This window comes from Clostridium thermarum, from assembly GCF_006351925.1.
Classification (GTDB): Bacteria; Bacillota; Clostridia; order Clostridiales; family Clostridiaceae; genus Clostridium_AU; species Clostridium_AU thermarum.
Window position 1 is genome coordinate 1,639,189 of sequence record NZ_CP040924.1, and the last position, 17,777, is coordinate 1,656,965.

Annotated in this window: 16 protein-coding genes and 1 pseudogene; 14 read left to right on the plus strand and 3 right to left on the minus strand. The window is 35.5% G+C overall.

What is annotated here, in order from left to right; translation table 11 throughout:
• Positions 1-9: 9 nt before the first annotated feature.
• The 6 genes from FHY60_RS07375 to FHY60_RS07400 all read left to right on the plus strand — a co-directional run bounded on the left by FHY60_RS07375 (position 10) and on the right by FHY60_RS07400 (position 5,211).
• Positions 10-696: a CpsD/CapB family tyrosine-protein kinase gene (locus FHY60_RS07375; protein ID WP_139904366.1), complete on the plus strand. Its 687-nt coding sequence runs from the start codon at positions 10-12 to the stop codon at positions 694-696.
• 21 nt (positions 697-717) lie between these two features.
• The gene (locus tag FHY60_RS07380) at positions 718-1,479 is read left to right on the plus strand and encodes a tyrosine-protein phosphatase (RefSeq protein WP_139904367.1); all 762 of its coding nucleotides are present in this window, start codon (positions 718-720) and stop codon (positions 1,477-1,479) included.
• 30 nt (positions 1,480-1,509) lie between these two features.
• Complete coding sequence (gene galU, locus FHY60_RS07385) at positions 1,510-2,415, plus strand: UTP--glucose-1-phosphate uridylyltransferase GalU (RefSeq protein ID WP_139904368.1); 906 nt, start codon at positions 1,510-1,512, stop codon at positions 2,413-2,415.
• Between the two features lie 82 nt (positions 2,416-2,497).
• A complete protein-coding gene (locus FHY60_RS07390) occupies positions 2,498-3,619 on the plus strand; it encodes a glycosyltransferase family 4 protein (RefSeq protein ID WP_139904369.1) in 1,122 nt (373 codons plus the stop codon).
• A complete protein-coding gene (locus FHY60_RS07395; RefSeq protein WP_139904370.1) occupies positions 3,612-4,529 on the plus strand; it encodes a glycosyltransferase family 2 protein in 918 nt (305 codons plus the stop codon). The genes FHY60_RS07390 and FHY60_RS07395 overlap by 8 nt, the downstream gene beginning before the upstream one ends.
• A gap of 49 nt (positions 4,530-4,578) precedes the next feature.
• On the plus strand, positions 4,579-5,211 hold the full coding sequence (locus FHY60_RS07400; protein ID WP_139904371.1) for a cyclodeaminase/cyclohydrolase family protein: 633 nt from the start codon (positions 4,579-4,581) through the stop codon (positions 5,209-5,211).
• 25 nt (positions 5,212-5,236) lie between these two features.
• Here the strand turns inward: FHY60_RS07400 and pdaA are convergent, their stop codons facing one another.
• A complete protein-coding gene (pdaA, locus tag FHY60_RS07405) occupies positions 5,237-6,181 on the minus strand; it encodes a delta-lactam-biosynthetic de-N-acetylase (RefSeq protein WP_139904372.1) in 945 nt (314 codons plus the stop codon).
• 86 nt (positions 6,182-6,267) lie between these two features.
• On the opposite strand from pdaA, the gene FHY60_RS07410 reads away from it, so the two are divergent.
• The 4 genes from FHY60_RS07410 to sigF all read left to right on the plus strand — a co-directional run bounded on the left by FHY60_RS07410 (position 6,268) and on the right by sigF (position 9,872).
• The gene (locus FHY60_RS07410) at positions 6,268-7,983 is read left to right on the plus strand and encodes an Eco57I restriction-modification methylase domain-containing protein (RefSeq protein WP_139904373.1); all 1,716 of its coding nucleotides are present in this window, start codon (positions 6,268-6,270) and stop codon (positions 7,981-7,983) included.
• A 344-nt stretch (positions 7,984-8,327) separates the two neighbouring features.
• Positions 8,328-8,663, plus strand: coding sequence for an anti-sigma F factor antagonist (gene spoIIAA, locus FHY60_RS07415; RefSeq protein WP_139904374.1), 336 nt, complete (start codon positions 8,328-8,330; stop codon positions 8,661-8,663).
• A 14-nt stretch (positions 8,664-8,677) separates the two neighbouring features.
• Positions 8,678-9,106, plus strand: a complete 429-nt coding sequence (spoIIAB, locus tag FHY60_RS07420) for an anti-sigma F factor (protein ID WP_139904375.1) — start codon at positions 8,678-8,680, stop codon at positions 9,104-9,106.
• Positions 9,107-9,116: 10 nt separating this feature from the next.
• The gene (gene sigF / locus FHY60_RS07425) at positions 9,117-9,872 is read left to right on the plus strand and encodes an RNA polymerase sporulation sigma factor SigF (RefSeq protein ID WP_139904376.1); all 756 of its coding nucleotides are present in this window, start codon (positions 9,117-9,119) and stop codon (positions 9,870-9,872) included.
• Between the two features lie 35 nt (positions 9,873-9,907).
• Here sigF and FHY60_RS07430 read toward each other — a convergent pair whose 3' ends face one another.
• Positions 9,908-12,382, minus strand: a complete 2,475-nt coding sequence (locus FHY60_RS07430; protein WP_139904377.1) for a transglycosylase domain-containing protein — start codon at positions 12,380-12,382, stop codon at positions 9,908-9,910.
• Between the two features lie 229 nt (positions 12,383-12,611).
• Between FHY60_RS07430 and yunB the strand changes: the two genes are divergently transcribed.
• A complete protein-coding gene (yunB, locus tag FHY60_RS07435; protein WP_139904378.1) occupies positions 12,612-13,259 on the plus strand; it encodes a sporulation protein YunB in 648 nt (215 codons plus the stop codon).
• Positions 13,260-13,298: 39 nt separating this feature from the next.
• On the opposite strand, the gene hpt is transcribed toward yunB, so the two are convergent.
• On the minus strand, positions 13,299-13,826 hold the full coding sequence (hpt, locus tag FHY60_RS07440; RefSeq protein ID WP_139904379.1) for a hypoxanthine phosphoribosyltransferase: 528 nt from the start codon (positions 13,824-13,826) through the stop codon (positions 13,299-13,301).
• Positions 13,827-14,155: 329 nt separating this feature from the next.
• Here hpt and hflX point away from each other — a divergent pair, with 329 nt between their 5' ends.
• The 3 genes and pseudogenes from hflX to pdxR all read left to right on the plus strand — a co-directional run bounded on the left by hflX (position 14,156) and on the right by pdxR (position 17,777).
• On the plus strand, positions 14,156-15,952 hold the full coding sequence (gene hflX / locus FHY60_RS07445) for a GTPase HflX (protein ID WP_139904380.1): 1,797 nt from the start codon (positions 14,156-14,158) through the stop codon (positions 15,950-15,952).
• Positions 15,953-16,072: 120 nt separating this feature from the next.
• Complete coding sequence (locus FHY60_RS07450; RefSeq protein WP_139904381.1) at positions 16,073-16,288, plus strand: hypothetical protein; 216 nt, start codon at positions 16,073-16,075, stop codon at positions 16,286-16,288.
• A gap of 72 nt (positions 16,289-16,360) precedes the next feature.
• Positions 16,361-17,777, plus strand: a pseudogene (pdxR, locus tag FHY60_RS07455) (MocR-like pyridoxine biosynthesis transcription factor PdxR).

Genomic DNA, 17,777 nt, shown 5'->3' on the forward strand with positions numbered 1-17,777 from the left:
GGTGAGCGTATGCTAAAGAATTTGATTACTTTCAAAAATCCAAAATCCAGGGCCGCTGAGGCATTTCGAACTTTAAGAACAAATCTTCAGTTTTCAAATTTGGATGCTTCCGTTAAATCTATAGTTGTAACTTCCTCTGGACCTTCCGAAGGAAAAAGTACGGTTTTGATTAATCTGGCTATAACAATAGCCCAAAGTGGCAAAAAGGTCATCGTTGTGGACTGCGATTTGAGAAAATCTACAGTTCATAAAAAGCTAGGTTTGCCAAATTCTGAAGGATTAACAAATCTTTTGATACAGGACAAAAAATTTGAAGAACTTATACTTCCAACTAATGTACCCAACTTATTCGTTCTAACCAGTGGGCCTACACCGCCAAATCCGGCAGAACTATTGGGAACAAAGAAAATGAAAGCACTTTTATCTGAACTAAATAAGGTCTTTGACATGGTATTGATTGATGCGCCTCCGGTTATTGCCGTTACTGACGCACAGATACTATCTACACTTGTAGACGGCACTATGATAGTTACCAGCTATGGAACTACTGAGAAATTTGGCTTAGCAAAAACTAAGGAATTATTAGATAAAGTAGGTGCGAAAATTTTAGGAGTGGTTATAAATAAGGTACCTGAAAAGTCAGAGCACTATTACTACGGCAGATATTACGAGAGCTATTACAAGTCGAATGAATAAAGATAATAAGGAAGTGATGATTTGATAGATTTCCATTCTCATATAATGCCCGGAGTTGATGATGGTTCCAGTGATATTGATATGACCATGGATATGCTTGAGAATTCACTGAGTCAAGGTGTGGAGTATATTTGTGCTACTCCACACTTTATTGTAGGTGAATATGAGTTACAATGGGAAAAATATCAAGAGAAGCTTAAGCTTATGCAAGAAAAGGCTGAAGGTAAAATAGAGATTATACAAGGCATGGAAATATATATAAATCCAGATTTGCCAAGGCTGTATTCGGAAAAGAAAATATGGGGATTCAACAATAAAAAGTACTTACTGATTGAACTGCCCATGCAGCAGTTTCCAATCTACACAGAAAAAATTTTCTATGAACTTAGACTCTTAGGGGCTGCTCCTATATTGGCCCATCCTGAAAGAAACCTTAGCATAATGAAGAAACCTGAGCTGCTTATAGACCTGATAGAACAAGGCAATCTGGCTCAAATGAATGCCGGTAGTCTTGCTGGCATATATGGAACAGATATAAAGAAGTTCGCTGAAAAGCTGGTTGGTATGAATCTGATTCATATGCTAGGAAGCGATGCCCATAATAATACACGAAGGAATACTAATATTAAACAAGGCTATAATAGAATCAAAGAGTTGAATAAGGACTTATATAATTGGATAATTGGACATGAAAAAATGATGCTTGAGGGAATATCTGTAGAGCTACCGGAAATAATATTAAATAAAAAGAAAAAAGGCTTCTTTAGCTTTTTTAGAAAATAATTTTTATCTTAGGTATTAGGGGGTTTTAAGGTGAAAGTGAAAAAGGCTATCATACCTGCTGCAGGCTTGGGAACAAGATTTCTTCCTGCCACAAAAGCACAACCAAAGGAAATGTTACCAATCGTAGATAAACCAACAATTCAGTATATAATTGAAGAGGCGGTAGCTTCTGGCATAGAAGAAATACTCATAATTACTGGACGAAACAAAAGAGCCATAGAGGACCACTTTGATAAGTCTGTGGAATTAGAGAAGGAACTAGAAAGCAGCGGAAAAGAAGAGCTGTTAACCATGGCAAGAGAGATTTCCAATATGGCGAATATATATTACATAAGACAGAAGGAACCAAAGGGACTTGGGCATGCTATAAACTGTGCAAAGACCTTTGTGGGCAAGGAACCCTTTGCAGTTATGTTAGGCGATGACGTAGTAGACAGTGAGGTACCCTGCTTAAAACAATTGATAGATTGCTACAATGAATTTAAGACAACTATTCTGGGAGTACAGACGGTGCCCATGGAGGATGTTTGTAAGTATGGTATTGTAAAGGGAATGCACATCGAAGACAGGGTATACAAGGTAAAAGACCTGGTAGAAAAACCAAGAGTTGAAGAAGCCCCATCCAACATAGCCATATTAGGAAGATACATAATAACACCTCAAATCTTTGATATTTTAAGTAATACTGCACCGGGTAAAGGCGGGGAAATTCAGCTGACAGATGCACTAAAAACTTTAATCAATCAGGAAGCCATGTATGCTTATAATTTTGAAGGCCGTAGATATGATGTGGGCGACAAATTAGGTTTCCTTCAAGCCAGCGTTGAGTTTGCACTAAAGAGAGATGACCTTAAGCACTCCTTTATGGAATACTTGGTTTCTTTGAAGAATGATCCAAGATTTAGCCAGTTGTATGACGAAATTGCTAATAAATAGTGTATAATATAAGTACGAGACAAACCAATCTTAAAGGATTGGTTTGTTTTTTAAAGGAAAACTAAAAAAGTAGGGTGAGATTTTGAAATATTATGTTCTTTTTCCTGAAGCACAGAACCTTCATCTCATTAAGGATGTTGGAATGCTGGCCTATAAAATGACACAGTTATTTTCAGCTGAGTCTTATTTAGCTTGTTATAATAACGATGATTACAAATATCTTGAAAGCCATGTTAGGGGCTTAAAAGTTGATTTTATTAAAAAAAAATTCAATAATGACCTGGTGGACGGCATAGCTTATTTAAAGCGTAGGTGTAAGGAAATTGACTGCCTGCAATTATTCCATGTCACCTTGAGAAGTGTTGTTTATGGTACAGTTTATAAAGGCTTAAATCCCACGGGAAAGTTATTTTTGAAGCTTGATTGTACAGACAAGTTGTTGAGTAAGATTCGTGGATTGAAGGGGTTAAAAAAGAAGTTATTCCATTCTTTTTTTGATAAAATAGATGTCATTGGGGTAGAACAAGAAAGATTGTATAATGAAATTAAGGAACTTTTACCAATGTTTTTAGATAAGTTTTTATATCTTCCCAATGGCATAGATTACAGGAATTTTGACTATGAAAACATTGATTTTAATGATAAAGAAAATTACATACTGCAGGTAGGAAGACTTGGTGCGACTGAAAAGAATACTGAGCTATTAGTAGAAGCATTTAATAGGGCATATGAACAGTTTAAAGACAACTGGAAGCTTTTGTTAGTTGGTGAGTACACAGAGGGCTTTAGAAAATATATAGATGATTTTATTTTGAAACATCCGGCCATGAAGGATAAGATAGATTTAACCGGTGCAATTTATGATAGGGAAAGGCTACAGTCAATTTACAGGAGGACGAAAATTTTCTGTCTTACATCTCTATATGAAAGCTTTGGACTTGTACTGATAGAGGCAGCAGCCTCCGGTAACGTAATAATTTCAACAGATGTAGGGGTAGCCAGAGAAGTAATCGTTAATGGCGGGGTTGTGGTAGAAAGTCCGGAAGTTCAGAGCTTCTCAGAGGCTTTGGTGCACATGGCCAATAGTGATCTAAAAGAAATTTGCTACAACAATATTAAAATGATAAAAGAAAGATATAATTGGGATATAGTTGCAGCTAAACTCTTTGACAAATTAATGAGTGGTGGGGGAGATAATGAATAGACTACCTTTAGTATACATAATTATACTTAACTACAATGCCTGTGAAGAGACCTTGAGGTGCTTGGAAAGTGTTAATAAAATAGACTATGGTAATTATAAGGTTGTAATTGTGGACAATAATTCAAGGGATAATTCTGCAGAAATTTTAAAACGTAAGGCAATAGGACATACAGTTATTAAATATGATAATAATTTGGGATATGCTGCGGGAAACAATGTGGGAATACATTATGCCATGGAAAAGGGAGCGGATTATATTTGCATCCTAAATAATGATGTTGAGGTAGAGAAGGACTTTTTAAATAAACTGATAACATATATGGAAAGTGACAAGAAGGTGGCTGTTGCCGGGCCCTGTATTTGTGACTTTGATGAAAGGGATAAGGTACAGTCAATGGGAGCAAATATCAACCTGTTTACCGGTCTTGCTCAAAGCAAGAGAAAAAATTATCCCTATAGTAAGTTATCCGGCGGCCCTGTAGAAGTTGATTACCTTGGGGGGGCCTGCTTTATCATTAGAAGAGATGTATTTGAGAACATAGGAAACATTCCCGAAATGTACTTTTTGTTTTTTGAAGAGACTGAATTTTGTTTGAGAGCTAAGAGGGCCGGTTATAAACTTATGTGTCTGAAAGATAGTAAGATCTATCACAAAAGATCTGCTACAATATCAAAATATAAGGGACTAAGCTACTATTTTCTCAATAGAAACCGGGTGGTTTTTATGCGGAGAAATGCCAACGTTATTCAGAAAGCAGTATTCTCAGTATACCTGTTTATAGAGGCCCTTGGAAGAGTTATACTGAAAAGAGAGCCTTTTTCACTCTTTAAAATATATTTAGATGGTATGAAAGCTGATAAAAATAGCATAGCCATGGATAGGGTAAAACAGTATCTTGGAGAGGTATAAAAACATTCAATATTCTTAACTTTTAAAAGTGAGTTGTAGGAGGTATGTTATGGATTTTAAAAATGATACTATCTATGATTTTGTGGATAAGTTGGCATCAAGCAGTCCTGTACCTGGAGGAGGTGGAGCTGCTGCTTTAACTGCAGCACTTTCATCAGCCTTAGGCAGCATGGTATTTAATCTAACAATAGGGAAAAAGTCCTATGAGGCCTTGGACAGAGAAGCACAAGAAAGAATAGAGGTCGCATTGGTTAAGTGCAATGCAAAGTTTAAAGAATTACTTGAGCATATAAATAAGGATGGAGAAGCTTTTTCCGGTCTAATGGAAGCCTATAAGCTTCCTAGGGCTACTACGGATGAAGTGATAATAAGAGAGAAAAACATACAAGAAGGTTTAGTCAATGCCATGATGGTACCCTATAAATTAGCAGAAGAAACTGTAAACTTAATGGATTATATTTTAATAGCAGCAAAGTATGGCAATCCCAATGTTATTTCCGATGCCGGAGTAGCGGCAATTTTAGCCTATGCCGCTGTAGAAAGCTGCGTATTAAATGTAAGGATAAATGTAAAACTCATTAAGGATGATATGAAGGAAATTGTAGACAGCTGTAATACCCTAAGAGAAAGGGCAGAGGTCTTAAAGAAAGCTATTATGGACAAAGTAAATGGTAAGATATAGAAAAAATCGGGGACCACCCGATTTTTTATTTTAACTCATCCAAAGATTTAATTGCATAACCCTCAGCTTTCCATGAAGTGATTAAATCGTCTAGGATATCCCTGTTGGTCTTTGAAACAGCATGTAACAGCACTATAGCACCGTTGTGTGTTCTTTTTAGCAACAGTTTTTTCGCCTCAGCAGCATTGGGTTGTTTTTTTGGGTCCCAGTCATAGTAAGCCAAGCTCCAAAATATAGTCTTGTAACTTAAATCCTTAGTATAGTGCATAGATAGCTCACTAAATCTTCCCATAGGAGGTCTGAAATATCTAGGCATCTCTTTGCCGGTAACTTCTTTAAAGACCTCTTCAACCTCACCTAATTCTTTTTTAAACTTATCAAAATCAGTGATTCGCGCCATTGATGGATGGTGGGCAGAATGATTGCATACAAGATGTCCTTCGTCTATCATTCTTTTTATCAATTCCGGATTACTCTTTATATAATGTTCTACTACAAAGAAAGCTGCTTTTACTTGATGTTTTTTTAAGGTATCAAGGATATCATTGGTATAGCCATTTTCATATCCTTCGTCAAAAGTAAGATACAGCTCCTTTTCTTCTGTATTACCTATATAGTAGCCCGAGGTTTCATTTAGCAGTTTTACTATTTCCTCCGGTTCTTCTGGTGGAAGGCCTTTATTGTTGGGCTTAAAATACCAGGAGTGTTCTTTTGTACTATAGAAGCTGTTTTGAAAGTTAACAAGTAGATTTTTGCTAATGCTGCTTCTGTATTTATCCTCTTCTTTACAGTTTTTCTCTTCTTCAAGTTTGTCATCAATGTAAAAGGCCTCGGAATTTCTTTCGATAAAAGTGTTTGCTGAATTACTGTATTTACTGTGATTAATATTACTGCAAAGAGACAGTTTATTAGTGCAGCCTGATGAAATCAGTGAGCCCAAAACTATTAGTGACAGTATCCTTACTTTCATGTTTTTTCCCCTCCAATTCTGTGGTATACTTGATAATATCTGAAGAAAAAGCGTATGTATGATGAAAGAGTTAGGAGAAGATTATATTGAACTTTAGTGAGATAATAAGTGCTTTGTATGATGAAATTTTGAATACTAAGGATAGTGTATGTAAAATTGATAATATTAAAAGATGTAAATATTTCTTAGATTTAAAGGAAGAGGACACCATAGGGAACTACTATTATGAGCATGTTTGTGCTGACAAGAACGGAGTAGTTTATACACCGGAAGATATTGCTATCTTTATGATAGAAAATACCTTAAAGGATGAATTAATTAAGAACCCTTTTTTAAAAATTTTAGACCCCAGCTGCGGCAGTGGAAACATTCTACTCAGTATTTTTGATTACATCAAGAATATATATGTGGAAAACATAAATACAATAAATGAAATTCATGGATTAAACCTAAACCTAGTCCACATAGATAAACATATAGTAGATAACAACCTTTATGGCATAGACATTGATGATATGGCCTTGAAGGTATTGGCAATTGATCTGTATGCAAAAGCCGGATATGTAAATGTGAATAATTTAATGCATAAAGATTTCTTATTATCAGATTTGAATGAAAAGTATAATGTGATTATTGGAAATCCACCCTATATAGGAACAAAAGCGTTGGATAAAGATTATTCTAATACTTTGAGGAATATTTATCCAGAGGTTTTTAATGATAAAGGTGATATTTCCTACTGTTTTTTTGCCAAAGCATTAAAGTCCGTTCACTCGGACTACAAAATAACCTTTATTACCTCCAGATATTTCATGGAATCTCTCAGCGGTGTTAAGCTAAGAGAATTTTTGCTAAACCACAGCAGTGTTCACAGAATTTTTGACTTTTATGGAATAAGACCTTTTAAGGGAGCTGGAATTGATCCGGTTATTATATTTTTGGGCGGTTCTTACACTGATGAAGTTATAGTCAATAAGCCTGGGCTTTGGGATAAACAAACTAAAAAAATTGAACAAAAAAACTATAGCGACTTTTACATAAAAAGAGAAAGTTTGAACCATGAGCCATGGAGACTTCACACTAAGGAACATTTAGAAATCATAGATAAGGTAGAGAGAAGATGCAGCAAAAAGTTGGGGGAACTGTGTGAAACCTATCAAGGAATAATTACAGGCTTAGATAAAGCCTTTATCGTTACCGAAGAAATAGTTGAAGAGAACAATATAGAAAGGGACTTGCTAAGACCATGGATAAAAAACAGTAATATAACAAAGAAAGGTGTAGTAGAAAGCAAGCTCCTTTTAATCTATTCTAATTTAATTACATCTGTAGAAGAGTATCCAAACGCTGTAAGATATATAGACAAGCACAAGGAAAGATTGATGAAGAGAAGAGAATGTGCCAAAGGAAAAAGAAAATGGTATGAGCTTCAGTGGGGGAGAGAAACATCAATCTTCGAGAGGGATAAAATTATATTTCCCTTTAAATCTGAGGAAAACAGATTTATCAAGGATGCAAGCCACTATTTCAGTGCAGATGTATACGCACTGAATATTAGGCCGGATGTAAACATGAACTATGAATTTTTACAAAGCCTGCTTAACAGTAAGCTCTATGAATTTTACTTTAAGAGCTTTGCAAAAAAGCTAGGTGGAAAATTATACGAATACTATCCCAATAATTTAAACAGATTATATATACCTACTGATAAAAATCATGCTTTCAAAACTGATGAGGAGTTGTATGATTTCTTTAATCTAAGCAGCAAAGAGGTTGACTATATTGAAACTTCAAGGGGATGACATCGAGTCTTCCTTAATGTTTTTTATATAAATCTTAGAGGTAATTGAGTTTAATTATAAAGATAAAACATGTTTAGAATCCAATATTAAAGGGTATAATAAAAAGATGTGATGAAAAAAATTCACATTTATAGGAGGAATTTTCCTTTTAATATAGAATAATATTATCATCTGACTTTATAGGATCTACTTTTACAAGCCCGGTAAAAATGTACTACAAGCAAGTAAAATGTTGTAATCTATAGCGCTATATCGGAGTTTTTTATGAACCGGGCTGCTTAATAAGTCCATACAGTAAACTATAAGAGCGAGGGGGGAAGCTGCTATAAAAGTAGCGGAAGTATATGTATATAAAAATTGATAAGAACGATGATAAACTAATTGTCCAGCTGATGGGGGAATTAGACCATCATAGTGCAGAAGAAGTGAGAAATAAAATTGATGAAAGAATTGACAGGGAGAAAATCAATAAGCTTATTATGAATTTCTCTGGAGTAACATTCATGGATAGTTCAGGCATTGGAGTTGTTATAGGAAGATATAAGAAACTAGCCTTGAGAAACGGAGCGGTAGGTGTAACTGATGTAAAAGGCTCTGTTAAAAGGGTTTTCGAATTATCGGGGATGTTTAAAATTATTAAGATGTTTGATAGCGTCGAAGAAGCTGTCAATAAGCTGTAAGTGGGGGTATTCTTATGTATGAAAATAGAATGAAAGTAGAATTTCAGAGTAAGTCACAAAATGAAAGCTTTGCCAGAGTAGCAGTAGCTGCTTTTGTATCACAGCTTGATCCGACTATAGAAGAAATAACAGATGTTAAAACTGCAGTATCGGAAGCTGTAACAAATTCAATCATACATGGATATGAAAATAAAGATGGCATTGTAACTATTGAAGCAGTTATAAAGGATAACGAGGTTACAATTACAGTATCTGATGAAGGCAGAGGTATAGATAATATTGAACAGGCTATGCAACCCCTTTATACTTCCAGACCGGACCTTGAAAGATCAGGAATGGGCTTTACGGTTATGGAAACTTTTATGGACTCCTTAGAGGTATATTCTGAAGCAGGAAAGGGAACAAAAGTCGTAATGAAAAAGACATTCAAATCTATATGTTAGGTGGAGTAGTATGGAAGAGGAAGTTGTAAAGAAGGAGTGCTATAATTACGAAGATAATATTGAACTTATACAACTTGCTAGAGTGGGAGATAAGGATGCATTAAATAAACTTATTGAAATGAACTTACCCCTGGTGTCTTCTATCAGTAAAAAGTTTTTAAACAGAGGGTACGAATATGAAGATATCTTTCAAATAGGGTCTATTGGGTTAGTAAAGGCAGTTAATAACTTTAACCCACAATATAGTGTGAAATTTTCTACCTATGCCGTTCCCATGATAATAGGAGAAATAAAGAGATTTCTGAGAGATGACGGCATAATAAAAGTAAGTAGAAATGTGAAAAACGTAGCCCGTAAGCTTCACTATGATAAGGAAGCATTGACAAAAAAACTTGATAGGGCTCCCACAATAGAGGAATTAGCAGACTATTCAGGTGTCAGCAAAGAAGATGTCTTAATTGCCACGGAATCGGTGCTTGGAATGCAATATCTCTATGATACTATTCACCAGGATGATGGTTCACCGGTACTGCTGATTGACAAGTTAAGTGAAAATGCAGAAGATGATAGAGAGGTGGTTGACAAGCTAGCCTTAAAGGAAGCCTTAAGAAGTTTAGATGTCAAAGCCAGACAAATAATAATGTTAAGATACTTTAAAGATAAAACTCAAATTCAAGTTGCAAAAATGTTAGGTATAAGTCAGGTACAAGTTTCAAGAATTGAAAAAAAGGTATTAAAGCAAATGAAAGAAAAACTAAGAGAATAAAAAGTAGTACACCTATTGATGTACTACTTTTTCTACTAATCAGGATTTACTTCTTCTGTTCCTGTAGGATCCTCCACCTCAGGTTCCTCATCAACTGGCTCTTCATTATTAGGCTCTTCAGTAGCATCCGGTTTTGTAGGATCTTGTTCAGGTGGTTCTTGAGAGCCGGGAGTTGTTGGATTTACTGCCGGTGCAGTAGTGTCTACTTCTTTAGGCAAAACCCATTTTTCATCTGCCAGAGTTTTTGTTGGAGTATAATCTCTTCGAATGAACACTTTACTTTCAATTAAATCTGCAGGTGTATTCTCGGTTGCTAACTTTCCGTTTGTCTTGTTTATTTTGGCTTCAACATGTATATCACATAAGGAAGTAGGCACAGTACCTTCAATGAAATAATCTGTAACTACTCGATGCCCACGAGGATCCTTTAAACATAAATCTGTAGGTTGTTTTCCGGAATCTATACAAATTTGAGCTTTAACAAGTCCTGTTGGCACAGGTATATCCTTCACCTCTAAGTCCTTATGAGCCACTTCCATGATGTCTCCGAGTATTTCAGCGGCAGTACCACTGCTTAAACCGGACTTGTTTAAAGAGGCTTTTTTATCGTCGCCAATCCATACCGCTCCGCTATAGTAGGGGGTAAGTCCACAGAACCAGAAATCCTTCCATTTTGAAGATGTACCGGTTTTACCTGCAATAGGCATGCTGCCAATTCTTGCTCTTCCTGCGGTGCCTTCGGGATCATATACTGGACCCTTAAGTAAGTCATACATAATATATGAACTTTGAGGAGATAATACCTTTCTGGTTGAGGGCTTATTCTCCAGCAGAATCTTACCGGTTTTATCTACAACTTTTGTATACAAGATTGGCGATGTATATATTCCACTGTTTCCAAAGGTTCCAAAAGCTGCTGCCATTTGAAGAGTGTTAGAACCTTCAAACTGACCTAAGGACAAGGCTGATAAACTATTCTTATCTACATCGTTAAAATGTATGCCAAACTTTTCAGCATAGGATAGACCTGTCTTTATACCTATATCGTATTCCATCTTTATGGCAACCAGATTTATGGAACGAGCCAGTGCCTTTCTCACCGTAACATAGCCCGCATATCCATTGGTGTCATAATTAGTTGGATTATAAGGATTTCCATTTTCATCGGGCCATTGCTTACCTATTTCCGGTGATAATGGTGAATCCTCAACTACGGAACCGGCAGTAAATTGCTTCGTATCAATGGCTGGAGCATATACGGTAAGCGGTTTTATGGTGGATCCTGTTGGTCTTATAAAGCTGGTTGAAGTTGCCCTGTTAAAGGAGTTTGCTGGCTGCTCACCTCTACCACCTATGATAACCTTAACCTCTCCGGTATGATAGTCAGTAATTACAGCAGAAGCTTGAGGCTGTACAACCTTCTTAGGATCTGTTATATCGCCTTTTTGCGCTTTACCGAAGTACTTCTGATCATTGAGGATAGCTTGTGCTGATTCCTGTAACTCCCTATCCATGGTTGTATATATTTTTAACCCACCATACATAAACAGCTTTTCAACTTCTTCAGATGTATAGTGATAGCTTGTCATTAAATCTTTTTTTACTGCATCCATAGCTGGTCTGGAAAACCACTCATAGTTTAATTTATAGGCAGTCTGTGTAGATTTTGGTGATTTAAAGGCCGCTTGTAATTTACCATCGTCCAAATCCTTTATGGCCTGAGCATAAGTACTTTCATCAATATAGCCATTTTCCTTCATCTTAGCTATCACAGTTTTCGTTCTGTTTATATATACCTGCGGATTGTTCTTAGCATAATCAATAAACACTGAATACTTATATGGATGCTGAGTTACACCGGCTAAGTAAGCACATTCTATAAGTGTCAGGTCCATTAAGTTGGTTTTATCGAAATACTGCTCAGCTGCCTTCTTAACACCATGAACATTTCCGCCAAGGTTAATTGTGTTCAGATAGGCTTCAAGAATCTCATCCTTATCTAGAGCTTTCTCTAACTGTATAGCCAGATACATTTCCTGAACTTTTCTTTTAATTGTTACCTCATCGGTAAGAATAGTATTTTTAAGTAGCTGCTGGGTGATGGTTGATGCTCCGTGCAGGCCTTCTTCATTGGATAGAATTTTCTTAACGTCAGTGTATAATGCACCAACTATTCTTCTATAATCTATACCGTTATGCTCTAAAAAACGTTCATCTTCTATGCTGATAACCGCATATTTGAGCATGTCTGGGATTTCTTCTATAGAAACAGATTCACGTTTGAGAAGAGTAGGGGCCTCGTCCATAAATTCACCTTTATTATCATATAAAACAGTTGGTTCGTCCAAACTCAATATACTATTTATGTCCAGAGCCGGTGTCGTTTTAATCATAGCGAGTACTACTCCGCCGAAGGCCACAGAGGCAATCAAGCCTAAAAAAAACATGGTTATGAAAAAATATTTAAATGCCTTTCCTAGCTTGCTTTTCTTTTTCTTCTTCTTTTTCATAGTTCCTCCTAAAAATTAACATATCTTTATTTTTGCCAATTCTCAAATATTATAACATAATAATAAAAAATATTGAATCAATATTCTATGCAAGTATTCTGCATCAATACTTTTATATTCTTCAATCACATTTCTATGCATATATATTAATAAATATATTATCATTAACATCGCTATCTTGATAGTTTGCGGCAACAGTGATAATAACAATATAAAAGGATGTGCAGACATGAAGCTTAAAACCAGGTTGATCATATTATTTGTTCTCATAGCAGTGAGTTTCAATATTTTTATATATATCTTTGATAAAACCGTTATGCCCACAGTTATAGCTGTGGCAGAAGGTGAAATGAGAGCCAAAGCAATAGTTACCGTCAATAACTGTATTTTAAAAGAATTTAATAAAAGCTTTGATTACGACAAGGTAATCAAAGTAGAAAAAGATGATAGCGGCAATATTGTAATGCTAAAGGCTGACACACTGAAGCTAAATGAAATTGCCTGCAATGTGGCTCTGCAAAGCCAATGGGACCTTAAGCAGCTGGGCAGTATGGGAATAAAGATTCCTATAAGCTATATTACGAAAAATAATATATTATCGTCCTATGGGCCGGGTATATCGGTTAAAATGTATCCTATAGGCAATATAGAAACCAAGTATTATTCAACCTTTGAAAGCGCAGGCATCAATCAAACCAGACATAGAATTTTTGTAGAAGTCCGAACCCAAATAAGAGTAATCATACCCTTTAAAAGAAGTGATATTGAGGTTGTACATCAAATTCCAATTTGTGAGACGATTATAGTAGGTAAAGTTCCGGATAATGCTATAAACCTAGATATGAATGGTTCCGGTTTTTCCATGCCCAATAACTAAACTTAAAAGCAAAGGAGTTGCCAAGTGGTTGACAACTCCTTATATTTTCTCCCAATTAAAGATATATGGTACGTTTCTATAATAGTCTCCATAATTTAAGCCATAGCCTACGACAAATACATCAGGAATTTGAAAACCGCAATAGTCCGGAACTAGGTCAACAGCCCTTCTCTCTGGCTTATCCAGCAATGAACAAGATTTAACGGTTGCAGCACCTTTTGACTTTGCATAGTCTATTACAAATTTCATAGTTATTCCTGAATCAACGATGTCATCAACTACTAGAACATCTAAGCCAGTAATATCATCCGGCAAGTCGTTTACTACGGTAACATTTCCAGAGGTTTCTTCACCATGTCCGTAGCTTGAAGTGGTCATAAAACCGATCTTAACAGGAATATCAAGAGTTCTTACCAAATCTGCAGTGAAAATAAAGCTTCCTCTAAGTAGGGATAATACGTATAATTTCTTATCCTTATAGTCCCTTTCTATTTCACTTCCCAATTCTTTTATTCTAGCCCTGATTTGCTCTTCGGATATTAAAATATTCCGCTTTTTATCTTCCATTGTGCCCTCCCAAGTATATCCAATATCTTATTTACAATATTGCTATTATAGTATAAAATTAATTGAAAGTTGTCAAGTATAATAGCAGGAACTTTGTCAAATATAACAACATATTGATTAGTCCCAAATGAAAGAAAGTTCTATGTACTTATTTCAATTAGTAATGAGCAATGAGCAAGGAGTAATTGAGGATAAAATTATATTTTAAAGATTTTTCGGAGAGAAGCAGAGAAAATCCTCCTTAATTACTCATAACTAATTACTAACTTAATCATTTTATTCGGTTTAAATTCATATAGAGTGCAAATACATAAAAGGGAGTGTTAACTTTGATATACGGTAATATAGATGGTGTTAAGAAGTTTATACTGAATCAGTTAGAGGATATTTACAGTATAAAGGTGCCGCGAGAAGAGGTGGTTACTGAAGAAATCGTAAAAACAATGCATTCGGTAACACTTGTACTGGATAGGGAGATTAGTGTAGCCATAGACAGGAAAGGTCATGTAAAGTATGTTTGCATCGGCGACAGCAGCAGTGTGGATATACCAATTATAGACATTAGAGAAAAGCGGCTATCCGGTGTGAGAATAATTCATACTCATCCAAATGGAATATCAAGGCTTTCAGCACTGGATACCTCTGCCTTGTTAAGGATGAAGCTGGATTGTATTGCAGCTATTTCTGTGGATGCAGGCAAGGAGCCAAGAATCACCTTGGGCTTTTGTAATGTTGCAGATGGAGAGCTGACCTATGAAACTATTGAAGAAATGTCCCTAATGGAAGCAATAAATTATAATTTCTTGGACAAAGTGAATTTGGTAGAAAGATTTATATATGATAGTGATATAAAGGAAGATAATGAGGAAAAAGCTATCATTATAGGCAGTGATACAGAGGAAAGTCTGGAGGAACTAAGAGAACTTGCCTATGCCTGTGAGGTTGCTGTAGTACATGAAGTCTTCCAAAAGAAATCAAAAATAGATCCCGTTTACTATATAGGCAGCGGTAAGGTGAAAGAGATTGCAATGTTGATTCAAGCGGTCCGAGCAAACGTGGCTATCTTTGATGATGAACTTTCCGGTTCCCAGGTTAGAAATCTTGAGGAGAGCCTAGGGATAAAAGTCATAGACAGAACTACACTTATTCTGGATATTTTCGCCAGGAGAGCAAAGTCAAAGGAAGCGAAAATTCAGGTAGAACTTGCCCAGCTTAAGTATCGCCTTCCTCGTTTAACCGGACTTGGAACAGTACTGTCAAGAACCGGTGGTGGAATTGGAACAAGGGGGCCTGGAGAAAAAAAGCTAGAAACTGATAGAAGACACATTAAAGAACAAATTTATGATTTGAAAAATGAACTGGAAAAAATTCAAAAGGTTAGAGAGGTTCAAAGAGAAAAGAGAAACAAGGAAAATGTCCCCAGAGTTTCACTGGTGGGTTACACTAATGTAGGCAAATCTACTCTGAGAAATAAATTATGTGATATTGCTCTGCCAAAAGATGCAGCTGTTAAAGATAAGGTCTTTGAAGCAAACATGCTCTTTGCTACCTTGGATACAACTACAAGAGCCTTAAATCTTAGGGATAACAGAATGATAACCCTCACAGATACTGTGGGTTTTGTGAGAAAACTGCCGCATGATCTGGTAGAAGCTTTTAAATCTACCTTGGAAGAGGTTATATATTCAGATCTCTTAATCCATGTTGTGGATTGCTCTTCCTCTGAGGTTAGGAATCAAATTGAAGCTGTTGAAGCAGTGCTGACAGAATTAGGAGCCATAAACATACCGAAAATAATGGCTTTGAATAAAATGGATAAAGTTGAACCGGAGTACTTACAAAGGCTTAAGGAAGATTACCTTGATAAGGAGAACTACCTGGATATAGTTGAGATTTCTGCTGTCAATGGAACTAACCTTGAGCTGCTCTTAGATGCTATAGCAAAAAATCTTCCGGAAAAGTTGAAAAAGGCAGAATTTTTGATACCTTACAGTGATAGTCATGCTGCGGCCTTCCTACATAGGAATGCAAATATACTTAAAGAAGAGTATAGAGACAACGGCGTGTATATAGAGGCCATGGCAGACCAGGAAGTACTGAACAAATCAAGTAACTATAGAATTTAGTTAGAAGACCTTTGGGTCTTCTTTATTTTACTATATATTCTTAGGAATTAACCAAGAACTTAGAATTTTTACTTTATATGACGGCAATAATAAAAATAAAAAAGTGCGAGGTGCGGCTTTATGAAAATATGTCCTTTATGTAATGCTATGTACGATACTACTTTTCTATGTGAAAACTGTAAAGAGGTTCTCTCAGATGTAGGTAGAATAGAAGATTATCTGGATCCCTATAGTGCAGATATGCCCATAGAAAATTCACAATATTGCCGGCATATATATAAATGTAATAACTGCGGTAAGATTGAGAATTACAATATTAAAATGGTGAATTATTAATGGATTGTATTTATTACTCAGTATAATATAATTAGTATAAGGAAATGCAATATATTTTTAATAGGTGGCGCTATGAGTTACATAAACATTAAAATAAAAGACAATGAAATACCTAAGTATATTCAGATATCATCAAATTAAACGAATGGTAGAAGCAAATAAACTAAAGGATGGAGAAAAGCTTCCTACCATTCGTGTCCTCTGTGAGCAATTAAAAGTGAATAAAGCTACGGTGATTAGCGCTTATAGAAAGCTTGAAGAGGAAGGCTATGTTGCCCAAAAAATAGGCAGTGGCACATTTGTTAGGAAAAACGATGGATATAAAAATATAAAGAAAAAGTATTCTGATGTATTAAAAAAGATTAATCCAGATACTTTAAAAGAATATATTGATTTTACAGGAGAAACTACAAGCAGCTCTTTTTTTCCGGTGAATATTTTTAAAGATGTAATAAATAGAGTTCTGGAAAGAGATGGTGCTGAAGCCCTTGTTTATCAGGAGTTGCTTGGCTTCCAGGGTCTGAGAAAGAGCATTGTAAAAAACTTTTGGGACGATACTGTGAACATTGAAGATGTGCTTATTGTATCCGGGGCCCAGCAGGGGTTGGATATTGTATCTAAAGCATTAATCAATCATAAGGATGGTATCGTCATTGAAAAACCCACCTACAGCGGGGCTTTGGCTGTATTCAACTGGAGAAAAGCTGAAATTATTGAAGTTGAAATTCAAACGGACGGCATTGATATTAAGAAATTAGAGAATATAATTAAGAAAAATAATATAAAATTTCTCTATTTGATGAGTTATTTTCAAAATCCTACTGGAGCCACATACTCCCATGAGAAAAAGAAGCAAATATTAAGACTTGCTGAAATTTATGACTTTTATATAATTGAAGATGATTACTTGTCTGAATTGATATATGACAGCCATATAAATTATATGAGCTTTAAGAAAATGGATACTGGACAAAGAGTAATATATATTAAGAGTTTTTCCAAGGTTTTTCTACCGGGAATAAGAATAGGATATGTTATAGCCCCTCCAGAGTTTAGGGAAAATATTCAAAATGCAAAAATAAATACGGATATTGCTACATCAAGTCTTATGCAGAGGGCTTTAGAGCTCTATATAAGCTCTGGTTATTGGAAAAGTTATATAGATCAACTAAATGATATCTATAAAAAAAGATATCTTTACATGATAAGCAGCTTGGAGAAGTATTTAGCAAACTATGTGAATTTTGAATATCCCGGTGGTGGATTGAATTTTTATTTTAGGCTTAAGGAGGATGTTACAATAAACTCCTATGAACTATTTGAAGAATGTAGAGAGGCAAAGGTATTAATTACTCCAGGAGAAATTTTCTACAGAAGTATTGCTGATGGAAACCGATATTTTAGGATAGGATTTTCTCAAACCAGTGAAAATGAAATCGAAGTAGGTTTGAAGAGAATCTCAGATATTTTGAATAATTATAGAAAATAG

What these genes read in the sequence shown, in the direction of transcription:
- FHY60_RS07375 (WP_139904366.1), top strand. Translation starts at nt 10, where the DNA reads ATGCTAAAGAATTTGATTACTTTCAAAAATCCAAAATCCAGGGCCGCT.
- FHY60_RS07395 (WP_139904370.1), top strand. Translation starts at nt 3,612, where the DNA reads ATGAATAGACTACCTTTAGTATACATAATTATACTTAACTACAATGCC.
- FHY60_RS07400 (WP_139904371.1), top strand. Translation starts at nt 4,579, where the DNA reads ATGGATTTTAAAAATGATACTATCTATGATTTTGTGGATAAGTTGGCA.
- pdaA (WP_139904372.1), bottom strand. Translation starts at nt 6,181, where the DNA reads ATGAAAGTAAGGATACTGTCACTAATAGTTTTGGGCTCACTGATTTCA.
- spoIIAA (WP_139904374.1), top strand. Translation starts at nt 8,328, where the DNA reads ATGTATATAAAAATTGATAAGAACGATGATAAACTAATTGTCCAGCTG.
- spoIIAB (WP_139904375.1), top strand. Translation starts at nt 8,678, where the DNA reads ATGTATGAAAATAGAATGAAAGTAGAATTTCAGAGTAAGTCACAAAAT.
- sigF (WP_139904376.1), top strand. Translation starts at nt 9,117, where the DNA reads ATGGAAGAGGAAGTTGTAAAGAAGGAGTGCTATAATTACGAAGATAAT.
- FHY60_RS07430 (WP_139904377.1), bottom strand. Translation starts at nt 12,382, where the DNA reads ATGAAAAAGAAGAAGAAAAAGAAAAGCAAGCTAGGAAAGGCATTTAAA.
- yunB (WP_139904378.1), top strand. Translation starts at nt 12,612, where the DNA reads ATGAAGCTTAAAACCAGGTTGATCATATTATTTGTTCTCATAGCAGTG.
- hpt (WP_139904379.1), bottom strand. Translation starts at nt 13,826, where the DNA reads ATGGAAGATAAAAAGCGGAATATTTTAATATCCGAAGAGCAAATCAGG.
- FHY60_RS07450 (WP_139904381.1), top strand. Translation starts at nt 16,073, where the DNA reads ATGAAAATATGTCCTTTATGTAATGCTATGTACGATACTACTTTTCTA.